Below are 16,392 nucleotides of genomic sequence, written 5' to 3' on the forward strand. Positions count from 1 at the left end.
CGCTGACAAAAATTCACTGACAGCGCCGATGAGGCGGGGTCTTAAAGATAAAAACGGTAAAGCGCAATAAACAGCACCAGCATGGCGGGTAACGGGGCAAACAGCGCCTGCCATCGGGTTTGCTGTGGCCGGAAGCCCACACCGTGGATCACCCCACTGCAGACCGCCCAGATCAGCACCAGACCCTGCAGAGCCGGTAACTGGCCTGCCTGACTGGCAAAGCGTGTCGGATCCCACATCACGCCGCCTGCGGTCAGCAGCGCCAGCAGCAGTGAAAGGGCCCGTAACGGGCCCTTATCCATCAGATCATACAGCATCCGAATTGGCGTTCGCATCAGTGAGGCTCATCCTGCGCTTCAATGTGCTCAATCGCCAGCGCGGTCACGATACCAAAGGCACAGGCCAGCAACGTGCCGAGAATCCAGGCAAAATACCACATGCGACGTCTCCTTAATTAATAGAGTGAGTGACTGTTGCTTTCAATATGCTCTTTGGTGATACGACCAAACATCTTCCAGTAGCACCAGGTGGTGTAGGCCAGAATGATCGGCACAAAGATAGCGGCGGCAACGGTCATAGTTTGCAGCGTCAGCAGGCTGGACGTTGCGTCCCACATGGTCAGGCTCACACCCGGCACCGTGCTGGATGGCATGATGAACGGGAACATCGCAATGCCGGCTGTCATGATGACGCAGGCCAGCGTCAGTGAGGAGAACAGGAATGCCCAGGCGCCCTTCTCAACCCGCGAGCAGAGTATGGTCAGCAGCGGCAGCACAGCGCCCAGCAGCGGGAACAGCCACAGCACAGGATGGTTCTGGAAGTTGACCATCCAGGCACCCGCTTCGCGCACCACGGTTTTGCCCAGTGGGTTAGAAGCAGCGAAGTGATCCATGGTGCTGGTCACCACATAACCATCGATACCATATTTCACCCAGACGCCCGCCAGGATAAAGCAGACCATCATCACCAGGGCGGCAAGTTGTGCTGCGGTGCGTGAACGCAGATGCAGTTCGCCGGTAGTGCGCATCTGCAGATAGGTTGCACCCTGCGCCAGAATCATCGCCACACTGACCACACCTGCCAGCAGACCAAACGGATTCAGCAGCTGGAAGAAGTTACCGGTATAGAACAGGCGCAGATACTCATCGGCATGGAACGGCACGCCCTGTAACAGGTTGCCAAACGCTACGCCAATCACCAGCGGCGGCACGAAGCTGCCAATGAAAATCCCCCAGTCCCAGGCACCGCGCCAGCGATTATCTTCAATCTTCGAGCGGTAATCGAAGCCAACCGGACGGAAGAACAGCGACGCGAGCACCAGAATCATCGCCACGTAGAAGCCAGAGAAGGCTGCCGCGTAAACCATCGGCCAGGCGGCAAACAGCGCGCCACCTGCGGTGATCAGCCAGACCTGGTTACCGTCCCAGTGTGGGGCGATACTGTTAATCATGATACGCCGTTCAGTATCATTCCGGCCCAGAATGCGTGTCAGCATCCCGACACCCATATCAAAACCATCTGCGACGGCAAAGCCAATCAGCAGTACGCCAATCAACAGCCACCAGACAAAGCGCAGAACTTCATAATCAAACATGGTCGCTCTCCTTATCCCTGTACCGGCTGGGTGATTGCCGTGATCTGCTCATGATGATAACGCCCGGTTTTCAGGCTGCTCGGCCCAAGACGGGCGAATTTGAACATCAGGTACATCTCAGCCACCAGGAACATTGTGTAGAGTCCGCAGATCAGGATCATGGAGAACAGCAGATCGCCAACGGTCAGGGAGGAGTTGGCCACCGCAGTCGGCAGCACTTCACCGATAGCCCAGGGCTGACGACCATACTCCGCCACAAACCAGCCTGATTCGATAGCGATCCACGGCAGCGGAATACCAAACAGCGCCGCTTTCAGTAACCAGCGATTTTTACCGATGCGGTTACGCAGTACGCTCCAGAACGCCAGTGCGATAATGCCCAGCAGCAGTACGCCACACAGCACCATGATGCGGAAGGCGAAATACAGCGGGGCGACACGCGGGATAGAGTCCTGCGTCGCCTGTTTAATCTGCGCTTCGGTCGCATCAGCCACGTTGTCGGTATAACGCTTCAGCAGCAGACCGTAGCCGAGATCCTGTTTATGACTGTTGAACGCGTCACGCACCGCCGGATCCTGGCTGCCACCGCGTAGCTCATTCAGCAGGGCATAGGCTTTCATGCCGTTGCGGATGCGCACTTCATGCTGTGCCATCAGATCTTTCAGGCCGGTGACCGGCGTATCGGTTGATCGGGTGGCGATCAGGCCCAGCAGCCAGGGGATCTGTACTGCGTATCGGTTCTCCTGAGTTGCCTGATCGGGCAGGCCAAACAGGGTAAACGACGCCGGTGCCGGCTGGGTTTCCCACTCCGCTTCGATAGCGGCCAGTTTGGTTTTCTGCACGTCACCCATTTCGTACCCTGACTCATCGCCCAGAACGATGACTGACAGTACCGCCGCCATGCCAAAGCTGGCTGCGATAGCGAACGAGCGTTTAGCAAAGGCGAAATCACGGCCTTTCAGCATGTACCAGGCGCTGATGCCCATAATAAACATCGCACCGGTGGTGTAACCAGCTGCCACAGTGTGAACGAATTTCACCTGCGCGACCGGGTTCAGCACCAGCTCTGAGAAGCTGACCATCTCCATGCGCATGGTTTCGAAGTTGAACTCAGAGGCGATCGGATTCTGCATCCAGCCGTTAGCCACCAGAATCCACAGCGCCGACATGTTTGAGCCCAGCGCCACCAGCCAGGTGACTGCGAGGTGCTGCACTTTGCCCAGGCGATCCCAGCCAAAAAAGAACAGGCCAACAAAGGTGGATTCCAGGAAGAACGCCATCAGACCTTCAATGGCGAGCGGCGCGCCGAAGATATCGCCGACGTAGTGAGAGTAATATGACCAGTTAGTCCCGAACTGAAATTCCATGGTCAGGCCGGTGGCGACACCCAGCGCAAAGTTAATACCAAATAACTTGCCCCAGAACTTCGTCATATCTTTATAGATTTGTTTGCCGCTCAGGACATATACCGTTTCCATGATCGCCAGCAAAAACGCCATACCCAGCGTTAAAGGGACGAACAGAAAATGGTACATCGCCGTTAAGGCAAACTGTAACCGCGACAGCTCGACGATATCTAACATAAGGACTCCTTGCTCCTCGCTTTGCCTCCGTCACGCGCGCGAACAGATCGAACGCAATCAGAGTCAGCAACGGCTGTTTATTGATTCCAGTTTTTTATTACCCGCAGAACAGGTCTGTGAGCTGCCCGAACAGGCGAGTAGCGAATGAAGCAGCTCAGAAAATTGTCAATCAGCGCTTTCATTAACGCGTGCTTTAACAGGAGGAAAGCGGGTGTAATCCCGGGTTGAGCAGACGTTTGAAAATTTGTGTAAAAGGCTGGATTGATGCAGCGCAATTTACGCCCTTAGCGTTGCGCTTTGCCAGAGATATAGTTGGATATAAGTCGCGATTAATTGATCTGGATTAACGCAATAAGTTTCCAGATAGGGTCAGGTAGGTTTCTTGTTAATGAGATGTCAGTAATGAAATAAAGCGCGAAGAAATAATTTACCTTTGACACTTTTCCTTAACGTGATAAGCCGCGGGCCGGTTATTTAACCGCGCACTCTTCTCTTTAGCTTCCTGCGTTATGCCTCTCATTTCAGGCATAAAAAAAGCCACCCGAAGGTGGCTTAGTCTCAGATGACGCTGACTTATTTAGCCGGTAATACGGCTTTAACTGCGTCACCGATATCCGCCAGGCTGCGGACGGTCTTCACGCCAGCCGCTTCCAGCGCAGCAAATTTCTCATCTGCTGTACCTTTACCACCGGCAATGATGGCGCCAGCATGGCCCATACGCTTGCCTTTCGGCGCGGTGACGCCAGCAATGTAGCCTACAACCGGCTTGGTCACGTGCTCTTTAATGAAGGCTGCAGCTTCTTCTTCTGCGCTACCGCCGATCTCACCGATCATTACGATAACTTCAGTCTGTGGATCATCCTGGAACATTTTCAGGATGTCGATGAAGTTAGAGCCTGGGATCGGGTCACCACCGATGCCAACGCAGGTTGACTGGCCGTAGCCGATGTCCATGGTCTGCTTAACCGCTTCATAGGTCAGGGTGCCTGAACGTGACACGATACCGACGCGGCCCGGCTGGTGAATGTGACCCGGCATGATGCCGATTTTACATTCGCCTGGGGTGATAACGCCTGGGCAGTTTGGACCGATCATCCGCACGCCTGCTTCATCCAGCTTCACTTTCACGGTCAGCATATCCAGGGTCGGGATGCCTTCGGTGATGGTGATAATCAGTTTGATGCCCGCGTCGATCGCTTCCAGGATGCCATCTTTACAGAAAGGAGCCGGAACGTAGATCACGGTGGCGGTCGCGCCTGTTGCTTCTACCGCTTCGCGAACGGTGTTGAACACCGGCAGGCCGAGATGGGTCGTGCCACCTTTGCCTGGCGTCACGCCGCCAACCAGTTGGGTGCCGTATGCCAGCGCCTGCTCAGAATGGAAAGTCCCCTGGCCACCGGTGAAACCCTGGCAAATGACTTTGGTGTTTTTGTCGATCAGAATGGACATTATTTACCCTCCGCGGCAGCAACAACACGCTGTGCGGCGTCTGTCAGGCTGGTTGCTGCAATGATGTTCAGACCGCTGTCCGCCAGTTTCTGGGCGCCCAGCTCGGCGTTGTTACCTTCCAGACGTACCACAACTGGCACGTTCACACCCACTTCAGCGACTGCGCCGATGATGCCGTCGGCAATCAGGTCGCAGCGTACGATACCGCCGAAGATGTTAACGAATACGGCTTTAACCGCATCGTCAGACAGGATGATTTTGAAGGCTTCGGTCACGCGCTCTTTGGTTGCGCCGCCGCCGACATCAAGGAAGTTGGCCGGTTGACCGCCGTGGTGTTTAACGATGTCCATGGTGCCCATCGCCAGACCTGCGCCGTTAACCATACAACCGATGTTGCCTTCCAGCGCAACATAGTTCAGTTCCCACTGTGTCGCATGGGCTTCACGCGGATCTTCCTGGCTTGGATCGCGCATTTCGCGCAGCTCTGGCTGACGGAACAGGGCATTGCCATCGGCACCCAGTTTGCCATCCAGGCAGATCAGGTCGCCCTGTTTGGTGATCACCAGCGGGTTGATCTCAACCATCGCCAGATCGCGCTCCAGGAACAGTGTCGCCAGACCCATGAAGATCTTGGTGAACTGGCCAACCAGCTTGCCGGTCAGGCCAAGTTTGAACGCCAGCTCACGACCCTGATAAGGCTGCGGGCCAGTCAGTGGATCCAGCGCCATTTTGTGGATCAGGTGCGGGGTCTCTTCCGCCACTTTTTCTATTTCCACGCCGCCTTCAGTTGAGGCCATGAAAATTACGCGACGCGTTGCGCGATCGACCACTGCGCCCAGATAGAGCTCCTGATCGATATCGGTCGCCGCTTCAACCAGAATCTGGTTTACCGGCTGGCCGTTTGCGTCTGTCTGATAGGTGACCAGGCGTTTGCCCAGCCAGTTTTCAGCAAATGCGCGAATCTCTTCTTTGCTGTTAACCACTTTCACACCGCCCGCTTTACCGCGGCCACCGGCATGAACCTGACATTTAACTACCCACGGGCCTGCGCCAATTTTAGAGGCTGCTTCTTCCGCTTCACGTGGTGTAGTGCAGGCGTAACCCGTTGGTGCCGGCATGCCATACCGTGCAAACAGTTGTTTCGCCTGGTATTCGTGTAAGTTCATGATGTTCTATCCATTCAGGTCTGAAAAGAGTAATGAGGTTGGGCGCGCGGCAAGGCGCGCCCGGTGAAAATCAGACATCCAGCAGCAGGCGCGCCGGATCTTCCAGCATCTCTTTCACTGCAACCAGATAACCAACTGATTCACGGCCATCGATCAGACGGTGGTCGTAGGAGAGCGCCAGATACATCATTGGCAGCACCACAACCTGACCATTGACCGCCATCGGGCGATCTTTGATGGCGTGCATGCCCAGGATGGCGCTCTGCGGTGGGTTGATGATCGGGGTAGACATCAGTGAACCAAAGACGCCGCCGTTGGTAATGGTAAAGTTACCGCCGGTCAGATCGTCGACTGTCAGTTTGCCGTCACGGCCTTTCACTGCCAGCTCTTTGATTTTCTTCTCGATGTCCGCCATGCTCAGCGCATCCACGTCACGCAGGACTGGTGTAACCAGACCACGTGGCGTAGAGACCGCAATGCTGACGTCGAAGTAGTTGTGGTAAACCACATCTTCACCATCGATAGAAGCATTCACTTCCGGATAGCGTTTCAGCGCTTCAACAACCGCTTTGATGTAGAAGGACATAAAGCCCAGACGTACACCGTGACGCTTCTCGAAGGCCTCACCATACTGCTTACGCAGATCCATGATGGGCTTCATGTTGATTTCGTTGAAGGTGGTCAGCATCGCGGTGCTGTTCTTCGCTTCCAGCAGACGCTCGGCAACACGCTTACGCAGACGGGTCATCGGCACGCGTTTTTCGCTGCGGTTAGCCACTGGCTGCTGCGCGGCGGCCGCATCAGCAACTGGTGCAGCGGCTTTGGCAGCCTGCGGTTTGTTGGCCAGATGTTTTTCAACATCTTCACGGGTCAGACGACCGCCGACACCGCTGCCTTTGATCTGCGAGGCATCAAGATTGTGCTCTGCAATCAGACGGCGGATAGCCGGGCTGAGCGCATCGTTGCTCTCTTCTTCCAGTGACGCAGTCTGACGCTGAGCCGGGGTAGACTCTTTGCTTTCAGACTTCGCGCTGCTCTCTTTACCGGCGCTGTTGCCCTCTTTCAGACGACCCAGGATCTGGCGGGAAGTGACGGTGGCGCCCTCTTCTTCCAGAACGGCTTCAAGGATACCGTCCGCAGAGGCTGGCACTTCCAGCACAACTTTGTCAGTTTCGATTTCGACCAGCACTTCATCGCGAGTGACTGCATCGCCTGGTTTTTTATGCCAGGTTGCCACAGAGGCATCGGCAACCGATTCAGGCAGGTCGGGAACGAGAATATCTACGCTACTCATTATCTTTCCTTTTAATTAATTAACGTTCAGCGCGTCATTAACCAGGTCTTGCTGCTGTTGTTGGTGTACGGACATGTAACCCACGGCCGGTGAGGCGGATGCCGGGCGGCCTGCATAACGTAAAGTGGCACCAAACGGCACAACTTCACGGAAATGATGCTGACTGCAATACCAGGCGCCCTGATTCAGTGGCTCTTCCTGACACCAGACAAAATCCTGCACGTGAGCATACGCTTTTAATGCTTCCTGTACCGCGTGATGCGGGAACGGATAGAGCTGTTCGATGCGCACGATAGCCACATCGGTCTGCTCATTTTTACGACGCTGCTCCAGCAGGTCGTAATAGACTTTACCGGAGCACAGTACGACGCGTTTCACGCCCTGCGGATCCAGATCATCGACTTCGCCAATTGCAGGCTGGAAGCTGCCGTTAGCCAGTTCATCCAGCGTGGAGATCGCCAGCGGATGACGCAGCAGTGATTTCGGCGACATCACAATCAGCGGACGGCGCATACCGCGCAGCGCCTGACGACGCAGCATATGGTAAACCTGCGCAGGGGTAGACGGCACGCAGACCTGCATGTTCTGCTCAGCGCAGAGTTGCAGATAACGCTCCAGGCGCGCAGAGGAGTGCTCTGGCCCCTGACCTTCATAACCGTGCGGCAGCAGCATCACCAGGCCACACATCCGGCCCCACTTCTGCTCACCGGAGCTGATGAACTGGTCGATAACAACCTGTGCGCCGTTGGCGAAGTCACCAAACTGCGCTTCCCAGATGGTCAGGATGCGCGGCTCTGCGGTGGCATAACCATATTCAAAGGCCAGTACCGCCTCTTCTGACAGTACGGAGTCCCAGACTTTGAACTGGCCCTGACCGCTGTGCACGTGGTGCAGAGGGGTATAGGTTGAGCCGTTCGCCTGGTTATGCACTACCGCGTGACGATGGAAGAAGGTACCGCGACCGGTATCTTCACCCGACAGACGTACCGGAATACCTTCATCAACCAGCGTGGCATATGCCAGGTTTTCCGCGCCGCCCCAGTCAAAGGCTTTCTCGCCTTCAGCCATCAGACGACGGTCGTTGTAAATCTTGGCAACACGCGACTGCACTTCCACCTCTTCAGGCACCTGGCTGATACGCAGCGCCAGCTCCTTCAGACGTTTCATGTCGACCTGAGCCGGGTAAGGTTCATCCCACTCATGATTCAGGTAAGGTGACCAGGTAAAGGAGTGCAGGCTCATTGGACGCCATTCCGGCACCACACACTCACCCGCATCCAGCGCATCACGGTAGAGATTGACCATTTCGGTCGCATCTTCCTGCGTGGCAATGGCTTCACCTTCCAGACGGTCGGCATAGATTTTACGCGGCGTCGGGTGTTTTTTGATTTTCTGGTACATCAGCGGCTGGGTCGCACTTGGCTCATCCGCCTCGTTGTGACCATGACGGCGATAGCAGACCAGATCGATAAACACATCACGCTTAAAGGTGTTGCGATAGTCAAGCGCCAGACGGGTCACAAACGCGACCGCTTCCGGATCGTCAGCATTGACGTGGAAAATCGGTGCCAGCACCATTTTGCCGATATCGGTGCAGTAAGGGGTCGAACGCGCATCTTTCGGGTTGGAGGTGGTGAAGCCAACCTGGTTGTTGATGACGATGCGAACGGTACCGCCCACTTCATAACCGCGCGCCTGTGACATGTTCAGGGTTTCCTGAACCACGCCCTGGCCAATCACGGCCGCATCACCATGAATGGTGATCGGTAAGACTTTATTGCTGGCTGGCTCATCCAGACGATCCAGACGGGCACGTACTGAACCCATCACCACCGGGCTGACGATCTCCAGGTGCGACGGGTTAAACGCCAGCGCCAGGTGAACCAGGCCGCCTTCGGTTTCCACGTCAGAGGAGAAGCCCATGTGGTACTTCACGTCACCGGTGCCCAGATGCTCTTTGTGCTTACCGGCGAACTCGTCGAACAGATCCTGTGGCTTTTTACCCAGCACGTTGATCAGCACGTTGAGACGGCCACGGTGCGCCATACCCAGTACCACTTCACGGGTTCCGCTCTTACCGGCATGACGGATCATTTCGCGCAGCATCGGAACCAGTGCATCGCCGCCTTCCAGCGAGAAGCGTTTGGCACCCGGGAATTTCGCTCCGAGATATTTTTCCAGCCCTTCGGCCGCGGTCAGCTCTTTCAGGAAACCTTTTTTCTCTTCATTGCTGAAGGCTGCACGGCCCGCGACTGACTCAAGACGCTGCTGAATCCAGCGTTTCTCATCAGTGTTGTTGATGTGCATATATTCTGCACCGATCGAGCCGCAGTAAGTCTGAGTCAGCGCCTCGAACAGTTCGGCCAGCTTCATGGTCTCTTTGCCAATGGCAAAAGAGCCGACGTTAAAGCTTTCCTGAAAATCGGCCTCGGTCAGATCGTGAAAAGCGGGATCGAGATCGGCTACCCGGTCCTGTTTCCACAGACCAAGCGGGTCAAGATTGGCGTGCTGATGACCGCGGAAACGAAACGCGTTAATCAGCTGCAGCACTTTTACTTGCTTGGAGTTGGTTTCAGGATCGGAGACAGATGAGGTGTAACGAGATGCGTCTTTCGCCAGGCGACGGAAGTACTCACGTGTGGTGGAGTGAAACTGCTCAGGTTTCATTCCGGTGCCCGGTAACTGCTGGAACATCGAGCGCCACACTGCATCGACAGAGTCAGGATCGGTCAGGAAATCCTCATAGAGCTGCTCTATGTAAGACTGATTCGCGCCGGCCAGCCAGGAAGAGTCCAGCCAGGGCTTCATCGCGCTGTTCTGCATTGTGATCCCTTAAGCATTGCTATGCTTTTTTGAGGTTTCATTTGTTGCCGCTTTCGCGGTTTGCCGTAGTGAGTTCAGCGATACGAGCACTTTGCGCAGCGCGCGTGGCCCGTAAGGGAACCTTTGTAAACGTGGTAATCACCGCGCTTACAAAGGCTTCCGTAAAACACCGGGAACCTGAGGTTCCCGGCAGAAACTGCTTATGCGCCGCGCTGCAACAGCATCGACTTGATATGGCCGATGGCGCGCGTCGGGTTCAGCCCTTTCGGACATACGCTCACACAGTTCATGATGCTATGGCAGCGGAATACGCTGAAAGCATCATTCAGATTGTCGAGACGCGCATCGGTTTCGGTGTCGCGGCTGTCAATCAGGAAGCGGTACGCGGCCAGCAGGCCAGCAGGACCGATGAACTTCTCAGGATTCCACCAGAATGATGGGCATGAGGTTGAGCAGCAGGCACAGAGTATACATTCGTACAGGCCATCCAGGTGTTCACGCTCATCCGGCGACTGCAGATGTTCACGAGCTGGTGGATTTTCCCCATTATTCAACAGGAAAGGCTTAATTTTCTCATACTGTGCATAAAACTGGCTCATGTCTATAACCAGGTCACGCACCACCGGTAAACCTGGCAGCGGACGGATAACAATTTTCTGTTTGCCGTTGCCCAGCGCCGAGACGGGCGTAATGCAGGCCAGTCCGTTTTTACCGTTCATGTTCAGGCCATCGGAACCGCAAACGCCTTCACGACAGGAGCGACGAAACGCCAGGGTCGGATCTTTCTCTTTCAGGCGAATCAGTGCGTCCAGCAGCATCATGTCGCGACCATCTTCCGCTTCCAGGGTGTAATCCTGCATGCGCGGTTTGTCATCGACGTCCGGATTGTAGCGATAAATTGAAAACTCGAGTCTCATGATCGTCTCCGAAATTAGTAGGTACGCACTTTCGGCGGGAAGGCCGCGCGCAGTTTCGGCTGCATGTTCACCTCACGGCGCGTCATGCTTTCGGTTTCCGGGACATAAAGACTGTGGCACAGCCAGTTTTCATCATCACGATCCGGGAAGTCGAAGCGACTGTGCGCACCGCGGCTTTCGGTGCGATAGTTAGCCGCTACCGCCGTGGCAAAGGCCGTCTCCATCAGGTTATCCAGCTCCAGGCACTCAATACGCTGGGTGTTGAAATCCGGTGAGCGGTCATCCAGACGCGCTGACTTCAGGCGCTGGCGAATCTCTTTCAGCTCTTCCAGACCCTGTGCCATCGCTTCGCCTTCACGGAATACCGAGAAGTTATTCTGCATGCAGCGTTGCAGCGCTTTACGAATCTCAACCGGATCTTCACCCGTGGTGTTATTTTCCCAGCGGTTGAAACGCGCCATCGCCCCGGCGATCTCATCTTCTGTGGCATCACGCAGGTCGCCCTGCTCCTGAATACTCGCCAGCAGATGCAGGCCCGCTGCACGGCCAAAGACCACCAGGTCGAGCAGTGAGTTACCGCCCAGACGGTTGGCACCATGCACCGATACGCAGGCGATTTCACCGACGGCGAACAGGCCTGGAATCACCACATCTTCGCCCTGCTCATTGACGCGCAGTGCCTGGCCGGTCACTTTGGTCGGAATACCGCCCATCATGTAGTGGCAGGTCGGAATGACCGGAATCGGCTCTTTAATCGGATCGGCGTGCGCAAAGGTGCGTGACAGCTCAAGGATGCCAGGCAGACGTGACTCAAGCACCTCTTTACCCAGATGATCCAGTTTCAGTTTGAGATGTGGACCCCACGGGCCATCACAGCCGCGACCTTCACGGATTTCAATCATCATTGAGCGCGCAACCACGTCGCGGCCCGCCAGATCTTTGGCGTTCGGCGCATAACGCTCCATGAAGCGTTCGCCATGTTTGTTCAGCAGATAGCCGCCTTCACCACGGCAGCCCTCGGTGACCAGCACGCCCGCACCGGCGATACCGGTTGGGTGGAACTGCCACATCTCCATATCCTGCACCGGTACGCCCGCACGCAGTGCCATACCTACGCCGTCACCGGTGTTGATGTGTGCATTGGTGGTGGACTGATAGATACGGCCCGCGCCGCCGGTGGCCAGAATGGTCGCTTTCGCTTTGAAATAAACGGTTTCGCCGGTTTCGATGCAGATAGCGGTACAACCCACGACTGCGCCATCGGCGTTTTTCACCAGATCCAGTGCATACCACTCAGAGAAGATAGTGGTTTTGTTTTTCAGGTTCTGCTGATAAAGAGTGTGCAGCAATGCGTGACCGGTACGGTCAGCCGCAGCCGCCGTACGTGCCGCCTGCTCGCCACCGAAATTTTTTGACTGGCCACCAAACGGACGCTGATAGACACGACCATCTTCCAGACGCGAGAAAGGTAAACCCATGTGTTCCAGTTCCAGAATCGCTTCCGGGCCGGTTTTACACATATATTCAATCGCGTCCTGGTCACCGATATAGTCGGAACCTTTGACGGTGTCGTACATGTGCCATTCCCAGTTATCTTCATGGGTATTACCCAGCGCAACGGTAATACCGCCCTGCGCAGATACGGTGTGGGAACGGGTTGGGAAAACTTTAGATAACAGGGCACAGCTCTGGCCGCCCTGGGAGATTTGCAGTGCGGCTCGCATTCCTGCGCCACCTGCGCCGATTACCACGGCATCGAACTCTCTGATTGGCAAACTCATTTACACACCCCACACCACAACAAATCCATAAATCGCATACCACAACAGCGCTACGACAATCACAAACTGCAACAACAAGCGGGTTGGCAGTGATTTAACGTAGTCTGTTAACACCTGCCACATGCCAATCCAGCCGTGGATCAGAATGGAGAACAGCGTCAGCAGCGTGAACACTTTGGTGAATGCGGAAGCGAAGAAGCCACGCCACAGGTCATAAGTCAGCGTGTCTGTCATCACCACGAAACCGAGGATGTAGACGATGTAGAGCGTAATGAGAATTGCAGTTGCCCGCAGCAGCAGCCAGTCCTGAATGCCGTTGCGACCCAATGCGGATGCATTGCTTACCATACGAGGACTCCCGCCAGAATTGCCAGCACGACAGTGATCACAAAAGTCATATGAGCGGAACGCTTACCAACCTGCAGCGTTTCGGCCAGATAACCAAAATCCATCAACATATGACGAATCCCGCTCACCGCGTGATAGGCCAGCGCCGTTAAGATGCCCCACATGATGAACTTCGCGAAGAAGCCATCCATAATGGACGCAGCGTGCTGGAAACCTTCAGGAGAGGAGAGAGAGAGACCGAGCAGCCACAGCAGGATGCCAATGGCAACCAATGTGATTACGCCGGAAACGCGGTGAAGAATGGACGATATTGCAGTAACGGGAAACCGGATCGTCGAGAGATCCAAGTTGACAGGTCTTTGTTTTTTCACGGTTTTGCCCACACAGCTCTTTTTTATTTTGCTTCCTCCGGACCTGAGGCGGAGTCTAATCACAACGCGTGGCAGACTTTAACCGTCACCAAAAAAGCAACATCCAGTGTTAATTGACGCGGTAGTAAACGCTGGGTGGCTCCTGGTGTCAGGGTGTTCCGGAGACCTGCCTGGAGTATAGGAGGATCACATTCTGATTACAATTCCCCTACAAACTCTTTGGTATATTTTAGGTGGAACAGTGATCCTACTCACGATTTTCACAATTGATACAATTTTAATTATCTGATTTGACAATAGTTCAACAATTCAGTTACAAACTAAGCCTGTAAATTCCTATGATGCGCAAAAGTTATGGGGATACACTTTCCCCTAAGCGCAAGTTATGTAACATTGCGATAATGAGCATTAAAAAGCATCAGGTTATTGGTTACCAAGAAGTTATGTCCTGACCGGATCTTTAACAACCGCGATATGCAGCATGTCCATGGCTCACCGGTTCCCGCTGGGAACGCGCCGCTCACTCTGTACCCTGCACCCGTTTTATCCCCGCAGAGTGATACTGTGTAGTTTTGCCAACCGCAACATGAACGCGTTTCAGGTGTCTAAAGATCCTTACCTACATAAGGCGCTATGGAGACGAAAATGACAGATAAAAAAGTAACGCTAACCCTGCAAGATGGAACATCTATTGAACTGGACGTGCTGAAAGGTACGCTGGGCCAGGATGTCGTTGATGTCCGCACTCTGGGTTCAAGTGGCCTGTTCACCTTCGATCCCGGTTTTACGTCTACCGCGTCCTGCGAATCTGCAATCACCTTTATCGATGGGGATGAAGGTATCCTGCTGCACCGTGGTTTCCCTATTTCTGAGCTGGCGACCCACTCTAACTATCTGGAAGTCTGCTACATTCTGCTGAACGGCGAAGCACCAAACCAGAAACAGTTTGATGAGTTCCGCACCACGGTTACGCGCCACACCATGATTCATGAGCAGATTACCCGCCTGTTCCACGGCTTCCGTCGCGATTCGCATCCGATGGCGGTAATGTGCGGTGTTACTGGTGCACTGGCTGCGTTTTACCACGATTCGCTGGATGTAAACATTGAGCGCCACCGCGAAATCGCAGCGTTCCGTCTGCTTTCTAAAATGCCGACCATGGCAGCAATGTGTTACAAATATTCTATCGGCCAGCCGTTTGTCTACCCGCGCAACGATCTCTCCTATGCGGGTAACTTCCTGCACATGATGTTTGCCACGCCGTGCGAAGAGTACAAAGTGAATCCGGTACTGGAACGCGCCATGGACCGCATCCTGATCCTGCATGCTGACCATGAGCAGAACGCCTCAACCTCTACCGTTCGTACCGCTGGTTCAAGCGGCGCGAATCCGTTTGCCTGTATCGCCGCCGGGATCGCCTCCCTGTGGGGACCGGCGCACGGCGGTGCCAACGAAGCGACCCTGCGTATGCTGGAAGAGATCAGCACCGTTGAGCACATTCCGGAATTTGTTAAACGTGCCAAAGACAAAAATGACTCCTTCCGTCTGATGGGCTTTGGTCACCGCGTCTACAAAAACTACGATCCACGCGCGACCGTAATGCGCGATACCTGCCATGAAGTCCTGAATGAGCTGGGTATGAAGGATGATCTGCTGGAAGTGGCGATGGAGCTGGAACACATTGCGCTGAACGACCCGTACTTCATTGAGCGTAAACTCTATCCAAACGTGGACTTCTACTCCGGTATCATTCTGAAAGCGATGGGTATTCCATCCTCCATGTTTACGGTGATCTTCGCGATGGCCCGTACTGTTGGCTGGATTGCACACTGGAAAGAGATGCACGACGAAGGCATGAAGATTGCCCGTCCGCGTCAGCTCTACACCGGTTATACCGAGCGCGAATTCAGCTCACAGCTGAAAAAGTAAGGTTCAGTGGATAGCGGAGAGGGATCTCCGCTCAGCCAGTTGAGAAGCCCACATAAGGGCGCATCTGGCAGCAATGAAGAAGTTTAACGCGCAGGGAACACGGTCAGAAGAGGAAAGCGTCCCGCGCCATGGACAAAAACGCCGGGAGCGTTTTTGAATAACGCAAAGCGTTTACCCGGCTACGGGCGCACCTCACGGATGAGGTGCGTAATCGCGCGGGCCGAGCAGGTCAGGGATGACGGCTTTTGCGTCTTTCCGATCTGACTGTGTTTCCTGAGCAGGCTCGATCTCACCGCAGACCAGAACTACACTACCCCGCTTTTGCTTTCTTCAAGTGCCTATCTCTGACAACCCGGACACCAGTAAAACGGCCGTGATGAAAGCGTGCCCTTCTCAATCACCGTGCCACAGCGCCGGCATTCTTTGCCCTGCCGATGAAACACCTCAAACTGAAACGCCGCTTCCTCATGATATTTCTTCATGGTTCCACGCATCCGATAGGCATGGCGCGGCACTGAAAGCAGCGCCTCGCTGAAAGCGGTCAGCTGATCGTTACTAAGATCCTGCGCCCGATGCTGCGGCAGCAACTGTGCCAGCCACAGAATTTCGGCACGCAGGTAGTTTCCCAGCCCGGCCAGAAAAGCCTGATCCAGCAGCAGACCACTGAACTGCCGCCGCCGGAAACGGGGTGACAGCAGCCGCTCTTTCACCTCTTCCACTGTCAGCGCACTGTTCAGCACATCCGGCCCGATACGATTAAGAAACGGATGCGCCGCCAGCGTATCCGCATTGAGCAGCTCAATATCTGAGGCGCTGTAGAGCAGAATCGCTTTGCCCGCCGTCGCCAGTCTCACCCGCAGCTGACGGGTGGAATTGAGTTCGGTATCAGGTTTTACAATGCGCCAGACACCATAAAGCTGGTTATGGCTGTAGAGCGTCAGGCCATTGCTGAAATGAGTCAGCAGCGCTTTACCCCGCGTCTCAATCGCATTAACCTGCTCACCAATCAACGCTGGTTCATAGGTCTTGAGCTGAGGAAACGCGAACCATGCTTCCGTTAAGGGCTGACCCACAATGGCGTCTTCAAGTTTATCCGCCACGCGGCGAATTTCCGGTCCTTCAGGCATCGTTCATCCT

Annotated in this window: 14 protein-coding genes; 1 reads left to right on the forward strand and 13 read right to left on the reverse strand. The window is 54.9% G+C overall.

All coding sequences use genetic code 11. The features are described 5' to 3' along the window. Positions 1–41 precede the first annotated feature (41 nt). From ybgE to sdhC, 12 genes are all read right to left on the reverse strand, one after another. Complete coding sequence (gene ybgE, locus ACR8BN_RS13495) at positions 42–335, reverse strand: cyd operon protein YbgE (protein WP_031593673.1); 294 nt, start codon at positions 333–335, stop codon at positions 42–44. Next, positions 335–439, reverse strand: a complete 105-nt coding sequence (gene cydX, locus ACR8BN_RS13500; RefSeq protein WP_010260755.1) for a cytochrome bd-I oxidase subunit CydX — start codon at positions 437–439, stop codon at positions 335–337. Before cydX ends, ybgE begins: the two co-directional genes overlap by 1 nt. A 15-nt stretch (positions 440–454) precedes the next feature. Further along, on the reverse strand, positions 455–1,594 hold the full coding sequence (gene cydB / locus ACR8BN_RS13505) for a cytochrome d ubiquinol oxidase subunit II (protein ID WP_010260752.1): 1,140 nt from the start codon (positions 1,592–1,594) through the stop codon (positions 455–457). A gap of 11 nt (positions 1,595–1,605) precedes the next feature. After that, on the reverse strand, positions 1,606–3,177 hold the full coding sequence (gene cydA, locus ACR8BN_RS13510) for a cytochrome ubiquinol oxidase subunit I (RefSeq protein WP_010260749.1): 1,572 nt from the start codon (positions 3,175–3,177) through the stop codon (positions 1,606–1,608). A 573-nt stretch (positions 3,178–3,750) separates the two neighbouring features. Then, positions 3,751–4,626, reverse strand: a complete 876-nt coding sequence (sucD, locus tag ACR8BN_RS13515) for a succinate--CoA ligase subunit alpha (RefSeq protein WP_434747021.1) — start codon at positions 4,624–4,626, stop codon at positions 3,751–3,753. Beyond that, on the reverse strand, positions 4,626–5,792 hold the full coding sequence (sucC, locus tag ACR8BN_RS13520) for an ADP-forming succinate--CoA ligase subunit beta (RefSeq protein WP_003853151.1): 1,167 nt from the start codon (positions 5,790–5,792) through the stop codon (positions 4,626–4,628). Before sucC ends, sucD begins: the two co-directional genes overlap by 1 nt. A gap of 70 nt (positions 5,793–5,862) precedes the next feature. Continuing rightward, on the reverse strand, positions 5,863–7,086 hold the full coding sequence (gene odhB, locus ACR8BN_RS13525) for a 2-oxoglutarate dehydrogenase complex dihydrolipoyllysine-residue succinyltransferase (protein WP_064704662.1): 1,224 nt from the start codon (positions 7,084–7,086) through the stop codon (positions 5,863–5,865). Between the two features lie 15 nt (positions 7,087–7,101). Further along, a complete protein-coding gene (gene sucA, locus ACR8BN_RS13530) occupies positions 7,102–9,909 on the reverse strand; it encodes a 2-oxoglutarate dehydrogenase E1 component (protein WP_010260738.1) in 2,808 nt (935 codons plus the stop codon). 200 nt (positions 9,910–10,109) lie between these two features. Next, a complete protein-coding gene (locus ACR8BN_RS13535; protein WP_434747022.1) occupies positions 10,110–10,826 on the reverse strand; it encodes a succinate dehydrogenase iron-sulfur subunit in 717 nt (238 codons plus the stop codon). A gap of 14 nt (positions 10,827–10,840) precedes the next feature. After that, positions 10,841–12,607 carry a succinate dehydrogenase flavoprotein subunit gene (gene sdhA / locus ACR8BN_RS13540; RefSeq protein WP_022626042.1) on the reverse strand — a complete coding sequence of 589 codons (1,767 nt, stop codon included), beginning with the start codon at positions 12,605–12,607 and terminating at the stop codon, positions 10,841–10,843. Further along, entirely contained in the window at positions 12,608–12,955 is a 348-nt protein-coding gene (gene sdhD / locus ACR8BN_RS13545; protein ID WP_009091417.1) for a succinate dehydrogenase membrane anchor subunit, read from the reverse strand. Next, a complete protein-coding gene (gene sdhC, locus ACR8BN_RS13550) occupies positions 12,949–13,338 on the reverse strand; it encodes a succinate dehydrogenase cytochrome b556 subunit (protein ID WP_029519433.1) in 390 nt (129 codons plus the stop codon). Before sdhC ends, sdhD begins: the two co-directional genes overlap by 7 nt. Before the next feature lie 633 nt (positions 13,339–13,971). On the opposite strand from sdhC, the gene ACR8BN_RS13555 reads away from it, so the two are divergent. Next, the gene (locus ACR8BN_RS13555; protein WP_010260725.1) at positions 13,972–15,255 is read left to right on the forward strand and encodes a citrate synthase; all 1,284 of its coding nucleotides are present in this window, start codon (positions 13,972–13,974) and stop codon (positions 15,253–15,255) included. A 338-nt stretch (positions 15,256–15,593) separates the two neighbouring features. Here ACR8BN_RS13555 and nei read toward each other — a convergent pair whose 3' ends face one another. Next, positions 15,594–16,382, reverse strand: a complete 789-nt coding sequence (nei, locus tag ACR8BN_RS13560; RefSeq protein WP_193585857.1) for an endonuclease VIII — start codon at positions 16,380–16,382, stop codon at positions 15,594–15,596. Positions 16,383–16,392 lie beyond the last annotated feature (10 nt).

Origin of the sequence: Pantoea sp. Lu_F5_004 (assembly GCF_051136245.1) — a bacterium.
Taxonomy (GTDB): domain Bacteria; phylum Pseudomonadota; class Gammaproteobacteria; order Enterobacterales; family Enterobacteriaceae; genus Pantoea; species Pantoea agglomerans.